This is a genomic window from Mesorhizobium monacense (assembly GCF_056781675.1).
Map to the genome: position 1 here is coordinate 2090565 of NZ_CM165567.1, position 15854 is coordinate 2106418.

Consider the following 15854-nt stretch of genomic DNA (forward strand, 5'->3'; position numbering starts at 1 on the left):
AATCCCCGTCGCAGAAGGGGCCGCGCGATGCCTCAGTCCTTCTTGTAGAGCAGCCAGCTCTTGCCGGCGCGGCTGGCCATCGCCGAATGCCGGGTGACGCGGTTGCGCCCGCTGACCTTCGAACGATAGAGCGCCCGGTCGGCCTTGGTGTAGAGATCCTCGGGGCTTTCGGCCTCCGATGCCATGCAGATGCCCATCGACACAGTCACCGTGCCGTAATTGGTGCCGGTCTGGCTGCTGGTGAACGGCGTCTGCTCGATCAGCATGCGGATGCGCTCGGCGATCTCGTAGGTGGTGTCCTCGCTGGCGCCTTCGACGATCAGCGCGAACTCCTCGCCGCCGGTGCGGGCCACGAACATGCCGCCGCGGATGCTGGTCTGGAGGATCTCGGCGATGATCTGGATGATCCTGTCGCCGACCGGGTGGCCGTAGCGGTCGTTGATGTCCTTGAAGCGGTCGATATCGGCAAGGATCAGGGCGTTGAACAGGATGCCCTTGTTGCTGTTGTAGATCTTGGTGATTTCCTTGTCGAAGGCGCGCCGGTTCCAGATATGAGTCAGGGGATCGGTGTCGGCGAGGCGCTTGTATTCCTCGAGCTTCGACTTGACGCTCTCGAGTTCGGCCGTCTTGTCGCTGAGCGTGCTCGCCACCTGCTTGCCGTGGTCGATCGTCGAATTGGTGGCGGCCGACATGGCGCCGACGATCTTCTGCAGCAGGTCCTGCGACAGCAGGCTGCGGTTGCTCAATCCGCTCGATGTCTCGTCGAGGATCCTGCCGTATTTCTCGATATGGGTGCGTTCGCTTCGCAGCAGCGAGGCGATGTCCTCGAGTTCCTTGGCGATGACGTCCCGGGCGTGCTCGACGATGCCCGGACCGTGATGCTGGGCAAAGAAGGTGCGCCCGATGCGGTCAAGGTCTTCCTGCGTCGGCCGGTTGCTCAACGAGACGACGGCGAGGCTGAGCTCATGGTTGCTGCCGCTCAGCGCCTCGTAGAAGATCTCGTAGTTGCGCGGCAGGCCCAGCACGCCGAGCTGGCGCATGGTTGCCACGACAGTGCTTGCAATGTCCGTGTTCCTGTCGGTCGGGGCGGCTGCCGGCTGCATGTTCTGTTCACTCTACCCCTAAGAGCCACCGCGGACCTGCGAGTGCCGGACGTCGACGATGCGGGGAGTGCGACCGAAATTCCAGACGGACGAAGAGACGCGTCCCCAAATCACGACCTCCGCTTGCAGGAACAATAGATGCGAGCGCGCTAAAGTTTCCTTAATGCGCTGCATTGCAACGCATTTTCCTCTACCTCAGGATGCAAGAGGTTTTTTTGTGACCAGGCGGCCAGGATTTCGGAACGCGTCCTTGCGGTGTCGCTTTTGTCTGTGCCTGGCCGGTGCAAAACTGGAATCCTGCCGGCGAAACTGACTCTGGCAGCGAAATCAAACGGAGGCCGAGATGAGCGACGATCACAGCGGATCATGCCTGTGCGGGGCGGTGCGCTTCAGGACGCGGGGAGCCTTGCGCGGCGTGATCTACTGCCATTGTTCGCAGTGCCGCAAGCAGAGTGGGCACTACTATGCCGCAACCAACGTCCCCGATGAAAACATCACGATAGCAGGCGCCGAGAACATCAGCTGGTACGAAGCGTCGTCGTTCGCCAAACGAGGCTTCTGCAAGACATGCGGCTCGGTGTTGTTCTGGAAGCCTCACCAGGACGCCTATGTTTCGGTCATGGCCGGATTGTTCGATGCGCCGACCGGGCTTCAAGGTGAGAGTCACATCTTCGTTGGCGACAAGGGCGACTACTACACGATCGACGACGGACTGCCGCAATTCGAGAAATCGACGCCGACGCTCAGGGTAGCGGACGAATGATTTTTGCGGGGTCTGCCTTATTCCCTTGATCCAGCGGTTGCGATATCCCCTGCCGGTGACTCGGAAAGGGACGTTGGGTATGCAGCGGCTGATCGATGCTTTCTATAATTCGGTGCGGGCGTTTCGCAAGCTGGCCGCCAGCGAAAAGGCCTTCCAGCAGGAACTGATGCTGCTGGTGCTGGCCTTGCCGCTCGGCTGGTTCGTGTCGGTGTCGTGGCGCGGCTATGCGCTGCTGATCGGCGCGGTGCTGCTTCTGATCATGGTTGAAGTGCTCAACACCGGCATCGAGGCGGCGTGCGATGCCTTCAGCCGCGAATTCAACGTCGACATCCAGCTGGCGAAGGATTGCGGCTCCTTGGCGGTGCTGATTTCGGTGGTGATCGTCGCCGGCGTCTGGGGCATCGCCATCATCGAGCGCATCACTGGACTACCGATCTAGTCTTTCGGTCCCTACATGTCGGTTACCAAAGGAGACCGACATGGCTGAAGCCGCCAATTTTCTCTTGCTCGAACGAGGCAGCCTGCCAGACGATTTGCGCTGGCTGGTCGAAAAATATCCGCGCGAGATCTGGCAGGGCCACGCCAACATCCACGGCATGGCCACTATGTGGCTGCAGCGGCACGACATGTTCCGCGAACTCGGCGGCATGCTCACTAAGGGCATCGGCGACTATCGCGAGGGCAAGCTGACAGCGCCGGATTTCGCGCGCTGGTTCGCGCCGCGCCTCAACCATTTCCTCGGCAATCTCGACGGCCACCACAATGTCGAGGACCACCACTATTTCCCGGTCTTTGCCAAGGCCGAGACGCGGCTGAAACGCGGCTTCGAGATCCTCGACGCTGACCATCACACGATCCATGAAGGGCTGGAGCGCAATGCCGAGGCGGCGAACGCCTTCATCCGGACACTGCAGGAGAGCGAGGACAGGCAGCGCTTTGCCGCCGATGCCTATGCCGACGAGAACAGCCGGCTGATCGCCATGCTGACAAGGCATCTGGCCGATGAGGAAGACCTGATCATCCCGTTGATCCTCGACCGGGGCGATCGCGCGCTGGACCCCGACTGACGGTTACGTTTCCCCGGCATCCTTGGCGCGTTCCTTGCCTGCAACATGGTGGGCGAGGAACCAGGCAAGACCGGCCACGGCAAGACCGATAGCCAGGGCGATGAGCAACCGCTCGTGGCGATGCAGTGCCTGGCCGACGATGCGCTCGGCACCCAGCCCGAAGACGTAACCGACAGTGCCGAACAGCGCGGCCCAGACCAGCGACGAGATGGCATTGAGGATGACGAAGCGCGTTGCTGTGATGCTGGCGAAGCCGGCGGCGATGCCGCCGACCAGGCGCATGCCGTATATGTAGCGGTTCGACAGCACGAAGATGTTGGGGTGCGAGGAGGCGAGACGAAAGGCGTGGCTGAATCCCGGCCTTGCCTTCAGCTTGAGGACATAGGGATGATCGGCAAAGCTGCGGCCGAGGATGAAGAAGAAGGTGTCGCCGACAAAGGCGCCGAAGGCGGCCACCAGGAAGGCTTGCCAAAGGACGAAAACGTGCTGATGGGCGAAGAAGCCGCCGAGGATGGCGGCACTTTCGCCTTCGGCCACGCAGCCGAGGAAAACCGCGATCAGCCCATACTGCTCGATGAGATGATGGATCGCCTCGGTCATCAGGAGGGTTGCCGTGCCGACAGCTTCTCGTCGATCCGTTTGACCTGTTCGGCCAGACGCAAGATCTCGTCGCGCAGGCCGATGATCTCGCTGTGGCGCAGTTCATCCAGCTTCTCGTGCAGCGCCATGATCTCGATCTCGGCCTTAAGATTGACCTCGTAGTCGTGGGCGGCGTCGATGCGGTCGCGCTCGGTCTGGCGGTTCTGCGACATCATGATGACCGGCGCCTGCAGCGCCGCGACCATGGAGAGGATCAGGTTGAGGAAGATGAAGGGGTAGGGGTCGAAGGCATTACGCGTCAGCAGCCAGACATTGCCTGCGGTCCACAGGATCAGAAAGGCGATGAAGCCCAGGATGAAGGACCACGAGCCGCCGATCCGGGCGATGGTGTCGGCCACGCGGTCGCCGAGCGTCTGATGGAAGGCGACGGCCTTGTTGGTGTCCTTCGATATGGTGGTGCGTTCGAGCGTCGATTGCAGCACCCGGCTTTCGAGCTTGCTCAAGGCATCCGGCCTTCGCTTCAGCCAGCGGTTTGCCAGATCTTCGACGGTCTTGTTCATGTTTCGCCTCCGTCAGCGTCTGCGATAGACGTAGAGGCTGCCGGTTCGAACGGGAAGTGGTAGATTGACGCGACCTGCGAGGACCAAATGGCCAATTTTCAGAAGATCCGCGCCCGTGCGGCAAAACGCAAAGGCGGGGAGGCGGCGTTGGCGTCGCTGCTCGGGCCCATGCCTGACAACGCTGCGGTGGCGAAGGTGACGGACGATCGCATCCTGTCGACCATGGCCGAGCGTGTCTTTGCGGCCGGCTTCGTCTGGCGCGTCATCGAGCAGAAATGGCCTGGTTTCGAGGAAGCTTTCCTCGGCTTCGAGCCGAAGCGGCTGTTGTTCCAGCCCGACGATTTCTGGCACGAGCTGGCATCCGACAAGCGCATCGTGCGCAATCCGCAGAAGATCAAATCCGTCCGCGACAATGCCGTCTTCGTCGAGCGCGTGTCGAAAGAGCATGGCGGTTTCGGCAAGTTCCTCGCCCAATGGCCGGCCGACGACCAGGTCGGGCTGATGGCCTATCTCGGCAAGCATGGCAGCCGGCTCGGCGGCAACACCGGTCAGTATTTCCTGCGCTGGCTGGAATGGGACGCCTTCATCGTCTCGGCCGACATGGCGGCCGCGCTGCGCGATGCCGGTCTCGACATCGCCGAAAGCCCGACCTCGAAGAAGGACCTCGACAAGATCCAGGCTCAGCTCAACACATGGGCCGCGCAAACCGGCCTGCCGCGCCGGCACATCTCGCGCATCCTGGCGATGTCGATCGGCGAGAACCATTCGCCCGAAGCGTTGCGCGAGTATATGGGCGAGTAGGACACGATCGGCGATCGGTCCAACACGATCGACATCCTTCGATCAGTCCGGTTTGGTCCAAACGAACGCCATTGCCCGGCGAATTCTGCCACGCTAAACCCGCAGGCATGACCAAGAAGCCCGACATACTGCGCATCGCCGTTGCCCAGCTCAACCCCACTGTCGGCGATGTCGCCGGCAATCTCGCCAAGGCGCGCGAGGCGAGGGCGGATGCCGCCCGCCAGGGCGCCGATCTCGTGCTCTACACCGAGTTGTTCCTCGCCGGTTATCCGCCGGAAGATCTGGTGCTGAAGCCGGCGTTCCTGAAGTCCTGCGAACGGGCGGCGGAAGAGTTTGCCAAGGATACGGCCGATGGCGGGCCGGGGGTCATCATCGGCACGCCGCTGAAGCGCAAGAGCGGCACGCACAATTCGATCATCGTCGCCGATGGCGGCAAGATCCTGGCTGAGCGCTACAAGCTCGACCTGCCCAATTACGGCGAGTTCGACGAGAAGCGCGTCTTCCAGGCCGGACCGGAACTGCAGGGGCCGGTCAATTTCCGCGGCGTGCGCATCGGCATCCCGATCTGCGAGGACATCTGGGGCGATGTCGCCGTCTGCGAGACCCTGGCCGAGAGCGGGGCGGAGATCCTGCTGGTGCCGAACGGCTCGCCCTACTACCGCGCCAAGATGGACGTCCGCCACCAGGTCGTCATCCGCCAGGTCATCGAATGCGGCCTGCCGATGATCTACGCAAACCAGCTTGGCGGCCAGGATGAGCTGATCTTCGACGGCGCGTCCTTCGCCATCGGTGCCGACAAGACGCTCGCCTTCCAGATGAGCCAATTCGAGGAGGCGGTCGACGTCACCATCTGGAAGAGGACGTCCGACGGCTGGATCTGCTCCGAAGGGCCGATGTCGAAAATCCCCGAAAGGGAGGAGGCGGATTACCGCGCCTGCATGCTCGGCCTGCGCGACTACGTCAACAAGAACGGCTTCAAGAACGTTGTGCTCGGCCTTTCCGGCGGCATCGATTCGGCGATCTGTGCCGCCCTTGCCGTCGATGCGCTTGGCGAGGAACGGCTGCGCGCCGTGATGATGCCTTACCGCTATACGTCGAAGGATTCGCTGAAGGACGCCGAGGATTGCGCGCGCGCGCTCGGCTGCCGCTACGACATCGTGCCTATCTTCGAGCCTGTCGAAGGCTTTCTGCACGCGCTGACGCAGATGTTCGAAGGCACCAAGGAAGGCATCACCGAGGAAAACCTACAGAGCCGCGCGCGCGGCACCATTCTGATGGCGATCTCCAACAAATTCGGCTCGATGGTGGTCACCACGGGCAACAAGAGCGAGATGTCGGTCGGCTACGCCACGCTCTATGGCGACATGAATGGCGGCTTCAATCCGATCAAGGATCTCTACAAGATGCAGGTCTATGCACTGTCGCGCTGGCGCAACGGCCATGTGCCGCCGGGCGCGCTCGGCCCTTCCGGCGAAGTGATCCCGAAGAACATCATCGACAAGGCGCCGTCGGCGGAATTGCGCGAGAACCAGACCGACCAGGATTCGCTGCCGCCCTATCCGGTGCTGGACGACATTCTGGAATGCCTGGTCGAGCACGAGATGGGCGTCGACGAGATCGTCGCGCGCGGCCATGACCGGGCGACGGTGACGCAGATCGAGCACCTGCTTTACATCGCCGAATACAAGCGCCGCCAGGCGGCGCCCGGCGTGAAGATCACCCGGAAGAACTTTGGCCGCGACCGCCGCTATCCGATCACCAACCGGTTCAGGGATCGCGGCTAAGGCATGTTGATATTCAGGTGATGCCGGCCTGCAATCGCCGGTTTCCTGCGCTTCCGGTGCTCACGTACCTTAAGTACGCTCCGCTCCGGTTCTCGAAAACCACCCAGTTTGGTCGCTTCGCGCCCGTCTTCGACTCCGGCTCGGCCTGACCTGAATCTCAACTTACCTTAGATCATGGCGTCCGCTTCGGTATGCGGTTTGACCGCACCGCGCAGCCTGAGCAATAACGGCGCGCAACCAGCCGTTGTTGCAAAATCGTCTCACTGCTTGGACCAGTTGCGCTTTTGGCCACGGCCTCACTTGGCGATGCGCCGGGGCGTCTCTATAAGAACTCCTCCGCGCTTCCCCTTCAGGAGGAACCGAATGCCACGATTTGACATCGCTATGCGAGGCCGCGAAGCCTAGGTCCTGGTCAGCATGCCGCGAGGGTTCGCCTTCGCGACAAGAGCTGGACTGAGGACAGGCATTTGCCGCTGCCGGTCGCCGCCCCCTACGGGCGTGCCGCCAATATGCCGAACCTCCGCATCTTCGGGCGCCAATGGCGCCAGCGCGGTTTTTTCAATTTCTACCTTACCGGGACCGGGCATTTTTGCGCCCGGATGACATCATGGCTCGTTTTCGACTCGACTTGCGCGCCGACGCCTTCCGCAGCGTTCTCGGCTTCACACTCGCCCACTGGCGGCGTCAGCCGTGGCGGCTTTCGCTGATCATGGGCGCCTTCCTTTTGTCGACGCTAGCCGACGTGCTGACGCCGCTCTATTCGGGGCGGCTGGTCGATGCGGTTGCCAGCAGCGCCGCGGCGGACGACGTCGCCTGGAATGCGGCGATCGCTGCCTTTTCGATGCTGGTGGCCCTGGCGCTGGCCGGGGTCGTGCTGCGCAACGCCGCTTTCATGGCCATCGTCGAACTGACGCTGAAGATGATGGCCGATATCGCCGCCGACGCCTTCCACCGCGTCCAGCGCTTTTCGACCGACTGGCACGCCAACAGCTTTGCCGGATCGACGGTGCGCAAGGTCACGCGCGGCATGTGGGCGCTCGACCTGCTCAACGACACGATCCTGATCGCATTGTTGCCATCCGTGGTCATGCTCGTCGGCTCGACGCTGCTGCTCGGCTGGTTCTGGCCGTTTATGGGCGCGGTGGTCGCCGCCGGATCTGTGCTGTTCATCGCCGTCACGGCGATGCTGTCGCTCGGCTATGTCGCGCCGGCGGCGAGGCTTGCCAACACATGGGACACGCGCCTCGGCGGCTCGCTGGCCGACGCGGTGAGCTGCAACGCCGTGGTCAAGGGTTTTGGCGCCGAGGCGCGCGAGGAAACGCGGCTGGCGAGGGTCGTCGCCAAGTGGCGGGCGCGTACGCGCCGCACCTGGGTGCGCGGCACCGTCAACGGCACGACGCAAGGCACGATGCTCTTGCTGCTCAGGACGGCGGTGATCGGCCTGGCGCTGATGCTGTGGGCATGGGGCGAGGCGAGCGCCGGCGACGTCGCCTTCGTGCTGACCTCGTTCTTCGTGCTGCAGGGCTATCTGCGCGACATCGGCACGCATATCCGCAATTTGCAGCGCTCGATCAACGACATGGAGGAACTGGTCGACTTCCAGTCCGAGCCGCTCGGCATCGAAGATCGGCCCGGCGCCGGACCGATCCGCATCGGTGACGGACGCATCACCTTCGACAAGGTCACCTTCCACTATGGCAACCACCGGCTGCCGCTTTATCGCGACTTCTCGGTAGAGATCGCGTCCGGCGAACGTGTCGGCCTGGTCGGCCATTCCGGTTCGGGCAAGACGACCTTCGTCAAGCTGATCCAGCGTCTCTATGACGTTAGCGCCGGGAGGATCCTGATCGACGGACAGGATATTTCCGAGGTTGCGCAGGCATCGCTGCGCGGGCAGATCGCCATTGTCCAGCAGGAGCCGATCCTGTTCCATCGGTCGCTGGCGGAAAACATCGCCTATGCCAAGCCGAACGCCAGCCAGGCCGAGATCGAGCATGCCGCGAAGCTGGCCAGCGCGCACGACTTCATCGCCAACCTGCCGAAGGGCTACGGCACGCTGGTCGGCGAGCGCGGCGTCAAGCTGTCCGGCGGCGAGCGCCAGCGGGTGGCGATCGCGCGTGCCTTCCTTGCCGATGCGCGCATCCTGATCCTGGACGAGGCAACGTCGAGCCTCGATTCGGAATCGGAAGTGCTGATCCAGCAGGCGATGGAGCGGCTGATGGTCGGCCGCACGACGCTGGTTATCGCGCACCGTCTGTCGACGGTGCGGGCGCTCGACAGGCTGCTGGTGTTCGATCGCGGCCGCATCGTCGAAGAGGGCTCGCATGGCGAGCTGATCCGGCTGAATGGCGGCATCTACCGCCGGCTGTTCGAGCGTCAGGCGCTCGAATTGACCAAGGGTCTGGTGGTCTGATTTTGCCAGACGCCGGATAAACGGCACCCGGATCGAAATGGTCTGGGTGCCTCGATGGGAATGGCGTCAGCCGTAATGCAGCTTCGGCTTCGGCGCGGTGCCGGTGAAGCGGACACCGACGCGGTCATTGCGGCGCCAGCGGACTTCCGCGCGATAGGCAATTCCATCGACCGGCACGTAGAGCAGGAAATTATCGGGAACCCGCGAGTCGGGAGCAACCTTCAACTCGGCGCCGCCAGCATGCTGATTGCGCAAGGTGCAACTGACTTCGGAATTCTGGATGCCGGTGATGATCGTGCCGCCCTTGAGCACACGCTGGCGATGCTCGCGCTTGTGTTCGCCGGAATTCTTTTCGAGTGGTCGTGCGGTGTTCGTCATCGGTAAAACGCCAGAGCAGTCAAACCAACTCTAGACGCAATAGCCGCAATAGCAAAGCATTCGTCCCCGGCGCCTGGCGACGTCTGGCCGGGCTGGCGCCCCTCGGCCGGTCAGCTCCAGATCAGGCGTATCCGTGCGGATCGGCGCAGAAATGGGCGATGATCTGGCAGAGGTCCGGCTCGTTGATCATGCGCACGGCCTCTGCCGAGCTTACCCATTTGCGGGTGCGCGCGCGCTTTTCCTTCCAGCGCTCGGCGACGCGGTCGACCTGCAGCGGAAAGACCAGCACCTCGCAAGGCACTTCCTCGCCGGAAGCCAGTGCCTTGGCGTAGAAATAGCGACCGGCCTCGAAATGCGAGACTGTGCCGCGCAATCCGGCTTCCTCGCCGGCTTCACGCGCCGCCGCTTCGCAAAGCGGCTCCCTGGCCTCTGGCCAGCCCTTCGGCAGCACCCAGCGGCCGGTGTCGCGGCTGGTGATCAGCATGATCTCAACGCCACTCCCGGCCTCTCGCCAGGGCAGGGCGGCAACCTGCAGGCGGCACGGCGCGCTGCCGAAGAGTCGTCGGACTCTTTCGACCAGGTGGTTGTGCGTCGTTGGCCTCGTCAACATCGGAGAAGCTGCCCCAGCCTCCAGAATCATTTGCCGCCTGACAAATCTTACGACGTATCTTGGGCATTAAAAGTAAAAAACTTCACTCGGATTGGTTAAATTCCACCAAGACGGACTGGTTCCACAGAATATCGTGCCCTGCGATCCTCCTCGAGGAGCAAAGGGTGCTCGCCGAAGCGGGCTGGGTGGAAAAAATGGCTTCCGACGAATCAGCCGGCGTGGTCGTCGGCAATCGGCTTCTGGTACGTAAAACCCATGTCCCACGGAAAGTAGATCCAGGTGTCCTGGCTGACCTCGGTGACGAAGGTGTCGACCATCGGTCGGCCTTTCGGCTTGGCGTAGACCGTCGCGAAATGCGCCTTCGGCATCATCGCGCGCACGATGCCCGCCGTCTTGCCGGTGTCGGTGAGGTCATCGATGATCAGCACGCCGGCGCCGTCGTCGACGAGCAGCGCCGGCGTGATCTCCTTCAGCACCTGCAACTGCCCTTGCGAGGTGTAGTCGTGATAGGAGGCGACGCAGACCGTCTCGATGACCCGGATGCCGAGTTCACGCGAGATGATGGCGGCTGGCACGAGACCGCCGCGGGTGATGCAGACGATCGCCTTCCACTGACCCTTGCTGGCGCCTGCAAGCCGCCAGGCTAGCGCGCGGGCGTCGCGGTGGAACTGGTCCCAGGAGACCGGGAAGGCTTTTTCGGGAAGAGACATGGTCGCGCACTCCGCAGGCGCGCTCGCCGCGCGCAGTCACGATTGAATGCGCGCGGAATTAGCCGGAAAGCGCCGGCATTGGCAAGGGCGTCCCAGCTATTGGCTGTGGACTTGAAGCGCGTCGCATTCAAACGGCCATATGCGACGCGCTTCAAGTTCTTTGCGTGTGCATGTCGTTATCCCAAAACCGCTACGCACTTTTGGGCGACAGGCATTACCGCGACAGGAAGGCCGCAACCTGCACTGTGCGCAGCACTGTGCGCGTCACGCCGCCGAACAGAAGCTGGCGCAGCCAGGAGTGGCTGTAGGCGCCGAGCACCAGAAGGTCGGCGCTGGTTTCGGCGATCCTGGTCTGGATGATGTCATCGACCGAAATGCCGCCCGACTTCTGAACCGAGACGCTGACGTTTGCGCCGTGCCTGGAAAGTGCTGCGGCGATTTCGGCGCCGGCGGCGTCTGGGCTCTCGTCCAGCGTCTCCGGCGGGTCGATGACCAGTATGTCCGTCTTTTCGGCCTCGATGATGAATGGCAGGGCGTCGAAGGCCGCGCGTGCCGCTTCTTTGCTGCCGTTCCAGGCGAGCAGCACATGCTTGAAGGTGGTGACAAGAGGGCCGGCATGCGGCACGACGAGCACTGGCCGGCCGGCATCGTAGACCAGCGTGTCGACATCGGCGCTAGGATCACCGCCGGTGTCGCGCTGGGCGGCGATGACCAGATCGGCGGCGCGGACATTGGAGATGCCGGTCAGCGCGCTGTCGCCAGAAAAACTCTCGAGGCTGCGCCATTCGAAGGACAGGCCGGACTCCTCGATGCGCTTGAGGAAGAGAGCCTGCAATTTCTCGGCCCGCTCCTTGTTCATTTCGGCGGAGACCTGCAGGAACTCAGTGTCGGGAAAACCCGTCGCGGACGTGTAGGGGACGGGAAGCGCCTCGGCATGGATGCCGACGAGATGGCTCTGGAAGCGGTCGGCGAGCGGGATGGCGCAGTCGAGCACGCGCTCTGCATCCTGTTCGTTCTGCAATATCGCGACGATGGTCTTGAAGCGCATGGGAATCCCTCAAAGTCTGCTGGCGCAGGGTGCGCCCGGGGGAAACGTCAGAATGCCGCGCTTGGTTCCGGGCCGATCACGGCCCCGGGATCACGGATCAGTTGCGCCGCCGGCGATGCCGGCCACCATGGCTTCGACATCCTTGCGAGCCGCCTCCAGCGCCTCTTCGCTGCGGGCGCGGACGACGAGTTCGGTCCAGAACTTGCCGTCGCCATATTTCGGATAGGAGCCGATGATCGTGTCCGGATGGGCTTTCTGGATGTCGCCCAGCGGTCCGCCGACCAGGCCTTCGCCGAACGGGCAATGGACGGTGGCCGAGAGCATTTTGGTGCCCGCCTTCAGTGTCGGCACGACATTGTCGAGCATGGCCTGGAAGATCGACGGCACGCCGGCCATGACATGGACGTTGCCGATGCGAAAGCCGGGCGCGATCGAGACGGGATTGTCGATATGGTCGGCCCCGCGCGGCATGCGCGCCATGCGCTTGCGTGCGTCGGTGTATTCGATGCCGCGCGCGGCGTAGCTCGCTTCGAGCATGGCATAGGCCTTGGCGTCGTATTCGCACGGCACGCCGAAGGCCTTTGAGATCGAATCCGCCGTGATGTCGTCATGCGTGGGGCCGATGCCGCCAGTGGTAAAGACATAGGTGTAGCGGGCGCGCACGGCATTTACCGCGGCGACGATCTCGTCCTCCTCGTCGGGAACGATGCGCACTTCCTTTAGGTCGATGCCGATCGCGGTCATGATGTCGGCGAGATGGCCAATGTTCCGGTCCTTGGTACGGCCGGACAGGATCTCGTCGCCGATGACAAGCATGGCGGCGGTGACGATTTCAGGCATGAGAAACTCCGGCAACAAGTCGCCTTGGGAAGATTGGGTCGCCTGAGATAGCGCGGCGGGCGGCCGGCGGCAATGCGCCACGGATCGCGCGTCGATAGGCTTGCGGCGGTACCGGCGGCAGGTATGGTGCGGGGGTTCGCTTCGGGTGAAAAATGCTTCTGTCTGTTCTGTCGTGGTTGTTCGGCGGTCTACTGCTGCTGGCGGTGATCGTGGTCACCGGCCTGGCTCTGGCGACATGGAGGATTGCCGCGAAGGCGGAAAGGCTGGTGCCGGCACACGGAAAGTTCATCGAGATCGACGGCAACCGCATCCACTATGTCGAGGAAGGCGAGGGCAGGCCGATCGTCTTCCTGCACGGGCTTGGCGCGCAGCTCCACCATTTCCGCCACACGCTGTTCGGCCGTTTCGGCCCGGGTTACCGTCTTGTCGCGCTCGATCGCCCGGGCTCGGGCCATTCACTACGGGCAAGCGGAGCGACAGGCCGGTTGCCGGAGCAGGCGCAACTGGTGCGGCGCTTCATCGAGGAGCTCGGGCTGGAACAGCCTTTGGTCGTCGGGCATTCGCTCGGCGGCGCCATCGCGCTGACCCTGGCGGTGGAACATCCCGAGACGATTTCGGGCATCGCCCTGCTGGCGCCGTTGACGCATCTGGAAACCAGGGTGCGCCAGAGTTTCGACCTGCTCTATGTTCGTTCACGCCTGGTGCGCTGGGTCATGGCCTATACGGTGGCGATACCGGCAAGCTTGAAATACGCGGAGCCGACGATGAAATTCATCTTCGCGCCGCAAGCCGTTGCCGACGACTACATGATCGGAGGCGGTGGCTGGCTCGGGCTGCGGCCCGCCCATTATCATGCAACTTCGACCGACGTCGTGGCGGTGGAACAGGATCTCGGCCGCATCGCGCAGCGCTATGGTGAGATCGCCATGCCAGCCGGCATCCTGTTCGGCACGACGGACCGCGTCATAGGCATCGCTATCCATGGCGAGCCGATGCGGGACAGGATCAAAGGGCTCGATTTCGAGGCCGTCGATGGCCTTGGACATATGCCGCAATTCGCCGAGCCGGAACGCGTCACCGCTTTCGTCAAGCGCATTGCCGAGCGTGCATTTGCCGTCAGGAGTCTTTCGGGCGCCGATCGAGCCTGACCGAACGGCTGGCCGCGACTTCACGCATCACTCACAAAAAGGTGTCGAAGTTTCAGCGCTTTAACGGCTTTTGCCGCGGAACTTCGAGTCGGCGCATGGGTTCTAGCCCTGTCGTGCAAAGCGACGCAATCGAACCCCTAGACGAAATGGAGCATCTCCATGCTTAGCAGACTTCTCTCGGCCGCGGTCCTCACTGCTGGTCTCGCCACCTCGGCGATGGCGCAATCCAGTGATGTCTATGCATCGCACACCCGCCATCGCCCTGCTGCCACGAGCGAACAGTCGACGACCGTTGATCCGAACACCACAAGCAGCGTCAACGCCGGCGCTGGCAATCCGGGCCTGAACAGCCTGGGCAACACCGGTCCGCTTGGACCATGCGCGTCGGACACGGCAGGGCCCGACGCCAACGCCGGGCTGAGCGTAAACGACAAATACTGCGGCAAGTAGTCAGGCCGCAGGCTGTTGACTGACCGGCAGGATGCCTCCAGCGGGCATCCACGGCCGGCCGGCGGAGAGACAAGCAAAATCAAAAACTAATCGGAAACTTCGGTTTGCGGCCGATCCCGGCCGTCGGCCAGTTCGTCATGCCAATTGCCGTCGGCGTCCTCATACTGGATGCCGTCCGTGGTGCCGGCAATCTGCTGCTCGGCCGATGCGATCTCGGCGGCGCGCAGCGCATCCTGATGACTGGGGAACGTTTCCGAGAAGGTCGAGCCGACCTTGTAGGCCCAGCCGCCATCATGCTCGACGATCTTGTAAGTCAGCTTCGCCATGAAGTCCTCCGGTTGAAAATGCCCCCGTCGTTCAATGCAGCTTGCTGTCGAGCAGCCTGTCGTCGGGAACCAGCACTTCCGATTCCTTGGCGGCTTCGATCAATGCCCGCCGCGCATCCGCGGTCGAACGATATCCCTCCAGCACTTTGAGGCAAGTGTCGAGCGCATCACGATGCCGGGGGCCGCGGTTGAGCGGCCACACCGTCATCAGGCACTCAGCGGCTTCCCGGGTGCTGCGGATCTGGCGATATTTGCCGACATGGCCGAGTTCGACCACCACCGGCTTTTCAAAAGGTTTGCTGTCCATCATGGCCGCCAACGCAAAGCAGCCAATTTGGTTGCAACCGTGTCTTCAGCGTGCGCCCAAACGTCTCAGCAGCCGAAATCTTGGTGTTGTCAGCCCGTTGTCGACGAAGCCGGTCAACCCGTTGTCGATGAAGTCGATCAACCGCCGCCTTCATCCAGTGCCGCATCGTCGCCATCGAGCGGGCAAGCTTCGACGCCGGGTGGATTTCCTCGCCGAGGGTGGCCGCCGCGCGCCATCCTCAGCGCGGGCCAGCGCTTCTCTGGCGCGAAACAGGCAATGAGACTAGTCTTGAAGTCGGAGAGAGACCCAATGCCGGGCCCGTTCGAAGCCGTTAACACATACTTCTATGCGAAGGATGGGAACCGTCCATTCTTGATGCGGCGCGCCTTTACTGAAGACGTGCATCTGGAAATGGTCGTGAAGACCGAAGCCATCTCCTTTCCAAGTTCGGCCGACGGCGTGGCCGCGATCGAAGAGATTCTCAGTCGTGGTTTCGCGAATGATTTCGAGAACGTCTACACCTTCTGCCTAGCGCAACCAACGGAGGCCAACCGGCGCCATTTTCCCTGCCATTGGCTGGTCGGCATGTCGGGCAAGAACAATGGTCCAGTTCGGGTCGGGAGCGGGCGCTACGACTGGTATTTTACGCGGAATGCGCCGTGCAAGGTCGAAAAGCTAGTCATCACCATAGATGAGATGCAGATATTCCCTGCAGATGAACTCGACCGGATCATGGGCTGGATTACAAAGCTGCCTTATCCTTGGTGCGAGCCCGACGAGATGATGAGAGAAATGCCGCCCCTTGAGGGGCTTGCACCCATCCAGCGCTACCTGAAGGAGATTCGGCCAATTCCGCCGGAGCGCTGATGCCCGCCAAGTGCGCCCGTCAGGGCCTTTATCGCTGATCCAGACCAATCGCTGCCTGGATTGCATGAATGGCGGTTCG

19 protein-coding genes are annotated in these 15854 nt (G+C 62.7%); 9 read left to right on the forward strand and 10 right to left on the reverse strand.

Annotated features, from left to right (window positions below; all coding sequences use genetic code 11):
- Positions 1-32 precede the first annotated feature (32 nt).
- Positions 33-1103: a GGDEF domain-containing protein gene (locus tag AC1RUK_RS09840; RefSeq protein ID WP_481835769.1), complete on the reverse strand. Its 1071-nt coding sequence runs from the start codon at positions 1101-1103 to the stop codon at positions 33-35.
- A gap of 343 nt (positions 1104-1446) precedes the next feature.
- Between AC1RUK_RS09840 and AC1RUK_RS09845 the strand changes: the two genes are divergently transcribed.
- The 3 genes from AC1RUK_RS09845 (at position 1447) to AC1RUK_RS09855 (ending at position 2933) form a co-directional block, all read left to right on the forward strand.
- A complete protein-coding gene (locus AC1RUK_RS09845) occupies positions 1447-1866 on the forward strand; it encodes a GFA family protein (protein WP_436171946.1) in 420 nt (139 codons plus the stop codon).
- 79 nt (positions 1867-1945) lie between these two features.
- Complete coding sequence (locus AC1RUK_RS09850) at positions 1946-2305, forward strand: diacylglycerol kinase (protein ID WP_258601477.1); 360 nt, start codon at positions 1946-1948, stop codon at positions 2303-2305.
- A gap of 40 nt (positions 2306-2345) precedes the next feature.
- Entirely contained in the window at positions 2346-2933 is a 588-nt protein-coding gene (locus tag AC1RUK_RS09855) for a hemerythrin domain-containing protein (protein WP_481835768.1), read from the forward strand.
- 3 nt (positions 2934-2936) lie between these two features.
- Here the strand turns inward: AC1RUK_RS09855 and AC1RUK_RS09860 are convergent, their stop codons facing one another.
- Positions 2937-3533, reverse strand: a complete 597-nt coding sequence (locus AC1RUK_RS09860; RefSeq protein WP_481835767.1) for a DedA family protein — start codon at positions 3531-3533, stop codon at positions 2937-2939.
- Positions 3533-4093 carry a DUF1003 domain-containing protein gene (locus AC1RUK_RS09865; protein WP_481835766.1) on the reverse strand — a complete coding sequence of 187 codons (561 nt, stop codon included), beginning with the start codon at positions 4091-4093 and terminating at the stop codon, positions 3533-3535. Before AC1RUK_RS09865 ends, AC1RUK_RS09860 begins: the two co-directional genes overlap by 1 nt.
- A gap of 87 nt (positions 4094-4180) precedes the next feature.
- Between AC1RUK_RS09865 and AC1RUK_RS09870 the strand changes: the two genes are divergently transcribed.
- From AC1RUK_RS09870 to AC1RUK_RS09880, 3 genes are all read left to right on the forward strand, one after another.
- Positions 4181-4894 carry a DNA-3-methyladenine glycosylase I gene (locus AC1RUK_RS09870; protein ID WP_481835765.1) on the forward strand — a complete coding sequence of 238 codons (714 nt, stop codon included), beginning with the start codon at positions 4181-4183 and terminating at the stop codon, positions 4892-4894.
- 107 nt (positions 4895-5001) lie between these two features.
- Entirely contained in the window at positions 5002-6678 is a 1677-nt protein-coding gene (locus tag AC1RUK_RS09875; RefSeq protein ID WP_481835764.1) for an NAD+ synthase, read from the forward strand.
- A 607-nt stretch (positions 6679-7285) separates the two neighbouring features.
- A complete protein-coding gene (locus AC1RUK_RS09880; RefSeq protein WP_481835763.1) occupies positions 7286-9091 on the forward strand; it encodes an ABC transporter ATP-binding protein in 1806 nt (601 codons plus the stop codon).
- Between the two features lie 66 nt (positions 9092-9157).
- Here the strand turns inward: AC1RUK_RS09880 and AC1RUK_RS09885 are convergent, their stop codons facing one another.
- The 5 genes from AC1RUK_RS09885 to AC1RUK_RS09905 form a co-directional block, all read right to left on the reverse strand.
- On the reverse strand, positions 9158-9469 hold the full coding sequence (locus AC1RUK_RS09885; RefSeq protein ID WP_481835762.1) for a PilZ domain-containing protein: 312 nt from the start codon (positions 9467-9469) through the stop codon (positions 9158-9160).
- A gap of 121 nt (positions 9470-9590) precedes the next feature.
- A complete protein-coding gene (locus tag AC1RUK_RS09890) occupies positions 9591-10079 on the reverse strand; it encodes an NUDIX hydrolase (RefSeq protein ID WP_436171938.1) in 489 nt (162 codons plus the stop codon).
- 209 nt (positions 10080-10288) lie between these two features.
- Positions 10289-10789 carry a xanthine phosphoribosyltransferase gene (gene gpt, locus AC1RUK_RS09895; RefSeq protein WP_481835761.1) on the reverse strand — a complete coding sequence of 167 codons (501 nt, stop codon included), beginning with the start codon at positions 10787-10789 and terminating at the stop codon, positions 10289-10291.
- Between the two features lie 214 nt (positions 10790-11003).
- Complete coding sequence (locus AC1RUK_RS09900; protein ID WP_481835760.1) at positions 11004-11837, reverse strand: universal stress protein; 834 nt, start codon at positions 11835-11837, stop codon at positions 11004-11006.
- A 90-nt stretch (positions 11838-11927) separates the two neighbouring features.
- On the reverse strand, positions 11928-12677 hold the full coding sequence (locus AC1RUK_RS09905) for a competence/damage-inducible protein A (protein ID WP_481835759.1): 750 nt from the start codon (positions 12675-12677) through the stop codon (positions 11928-11930).
- Between the two features lie 152 nt (positions 12678-12829).
- Here AC1RUK_RS09905 and AC1RUK_RS09910 point away from each other — a divergent pair, with 152 nt between their 5' ends.
- Together AC1RUK_RS09910 and AC1RUK_RS09915 are read left to right on the forward strand one after the other, a co-directional pair.
- A complete protein-coding gene (locus AC1RUK_RS09910; RefSeq protein ID WP_481835758.1) occupies positions 12830-13825 on the forward strand; it encodes an alpha/beta fold hydrolase in 996 nt (331 codons plus the stop codon).
- A 159-nt stretch (positions 13826-13984) separates the two neighbouring features.
- Positions 13985-14275 carry a hypothetical protein gene (locus AC1RUK_RS09915; protein WP_481835757.1) on the forward strand — a complete coding sequence of 97 codons (291 nt, stop codon included), beginning with the start codon at positions 13985-13987 and terminating at the stop codon, positions 14273-14275.
- A gap of 86 nt (positions 14276-14361) precedes the next feature.
- Here the strand turns inward: AC1RUK_RS09915 and AC1RUK_RS09920 are convergent, their stop codons facing one another.
- Complete coding sequence (locus AC1RUK_RS09920; protein ID WP_006200877.1) at positions 14362-14601, reverse strand: DUF2188 domain-containing protein; 240 nt, start codon at positions 14599-14601, stop codon at positions 14362-14364.
- Positions 14602-14632: 31 nt separating this feature from the next.
- The gene (locus AC1RUK_RS09925; RefSeq protein WP_120017346.1) at positions 14633-14911 is read right to left on the reverse strand and encodes a DUF982 domain-containing protein; all 279 of its coding nucleotides are present in this window, start codon (positions 14909-14911) and stop codon (positions 14633-14635) included.
- A gap of 306 nt (positions 14912-15217) precedes the next feature.
- Between AC1RUK_RS09925 and AC1RUK_RS09930 the strand changes: the two genes are divergently transcribed.
- A complete protein-coding gene (locus AC1RUK_RS09930) occupies positions 15218-15775 on the forward strand; it encodes a hypothetical protein (protein ID WP_481835756.1) in 558 nt (185 codons plus the stop codon).
- Positions 15776-15854: the final 79 nt, after the last annotated feature.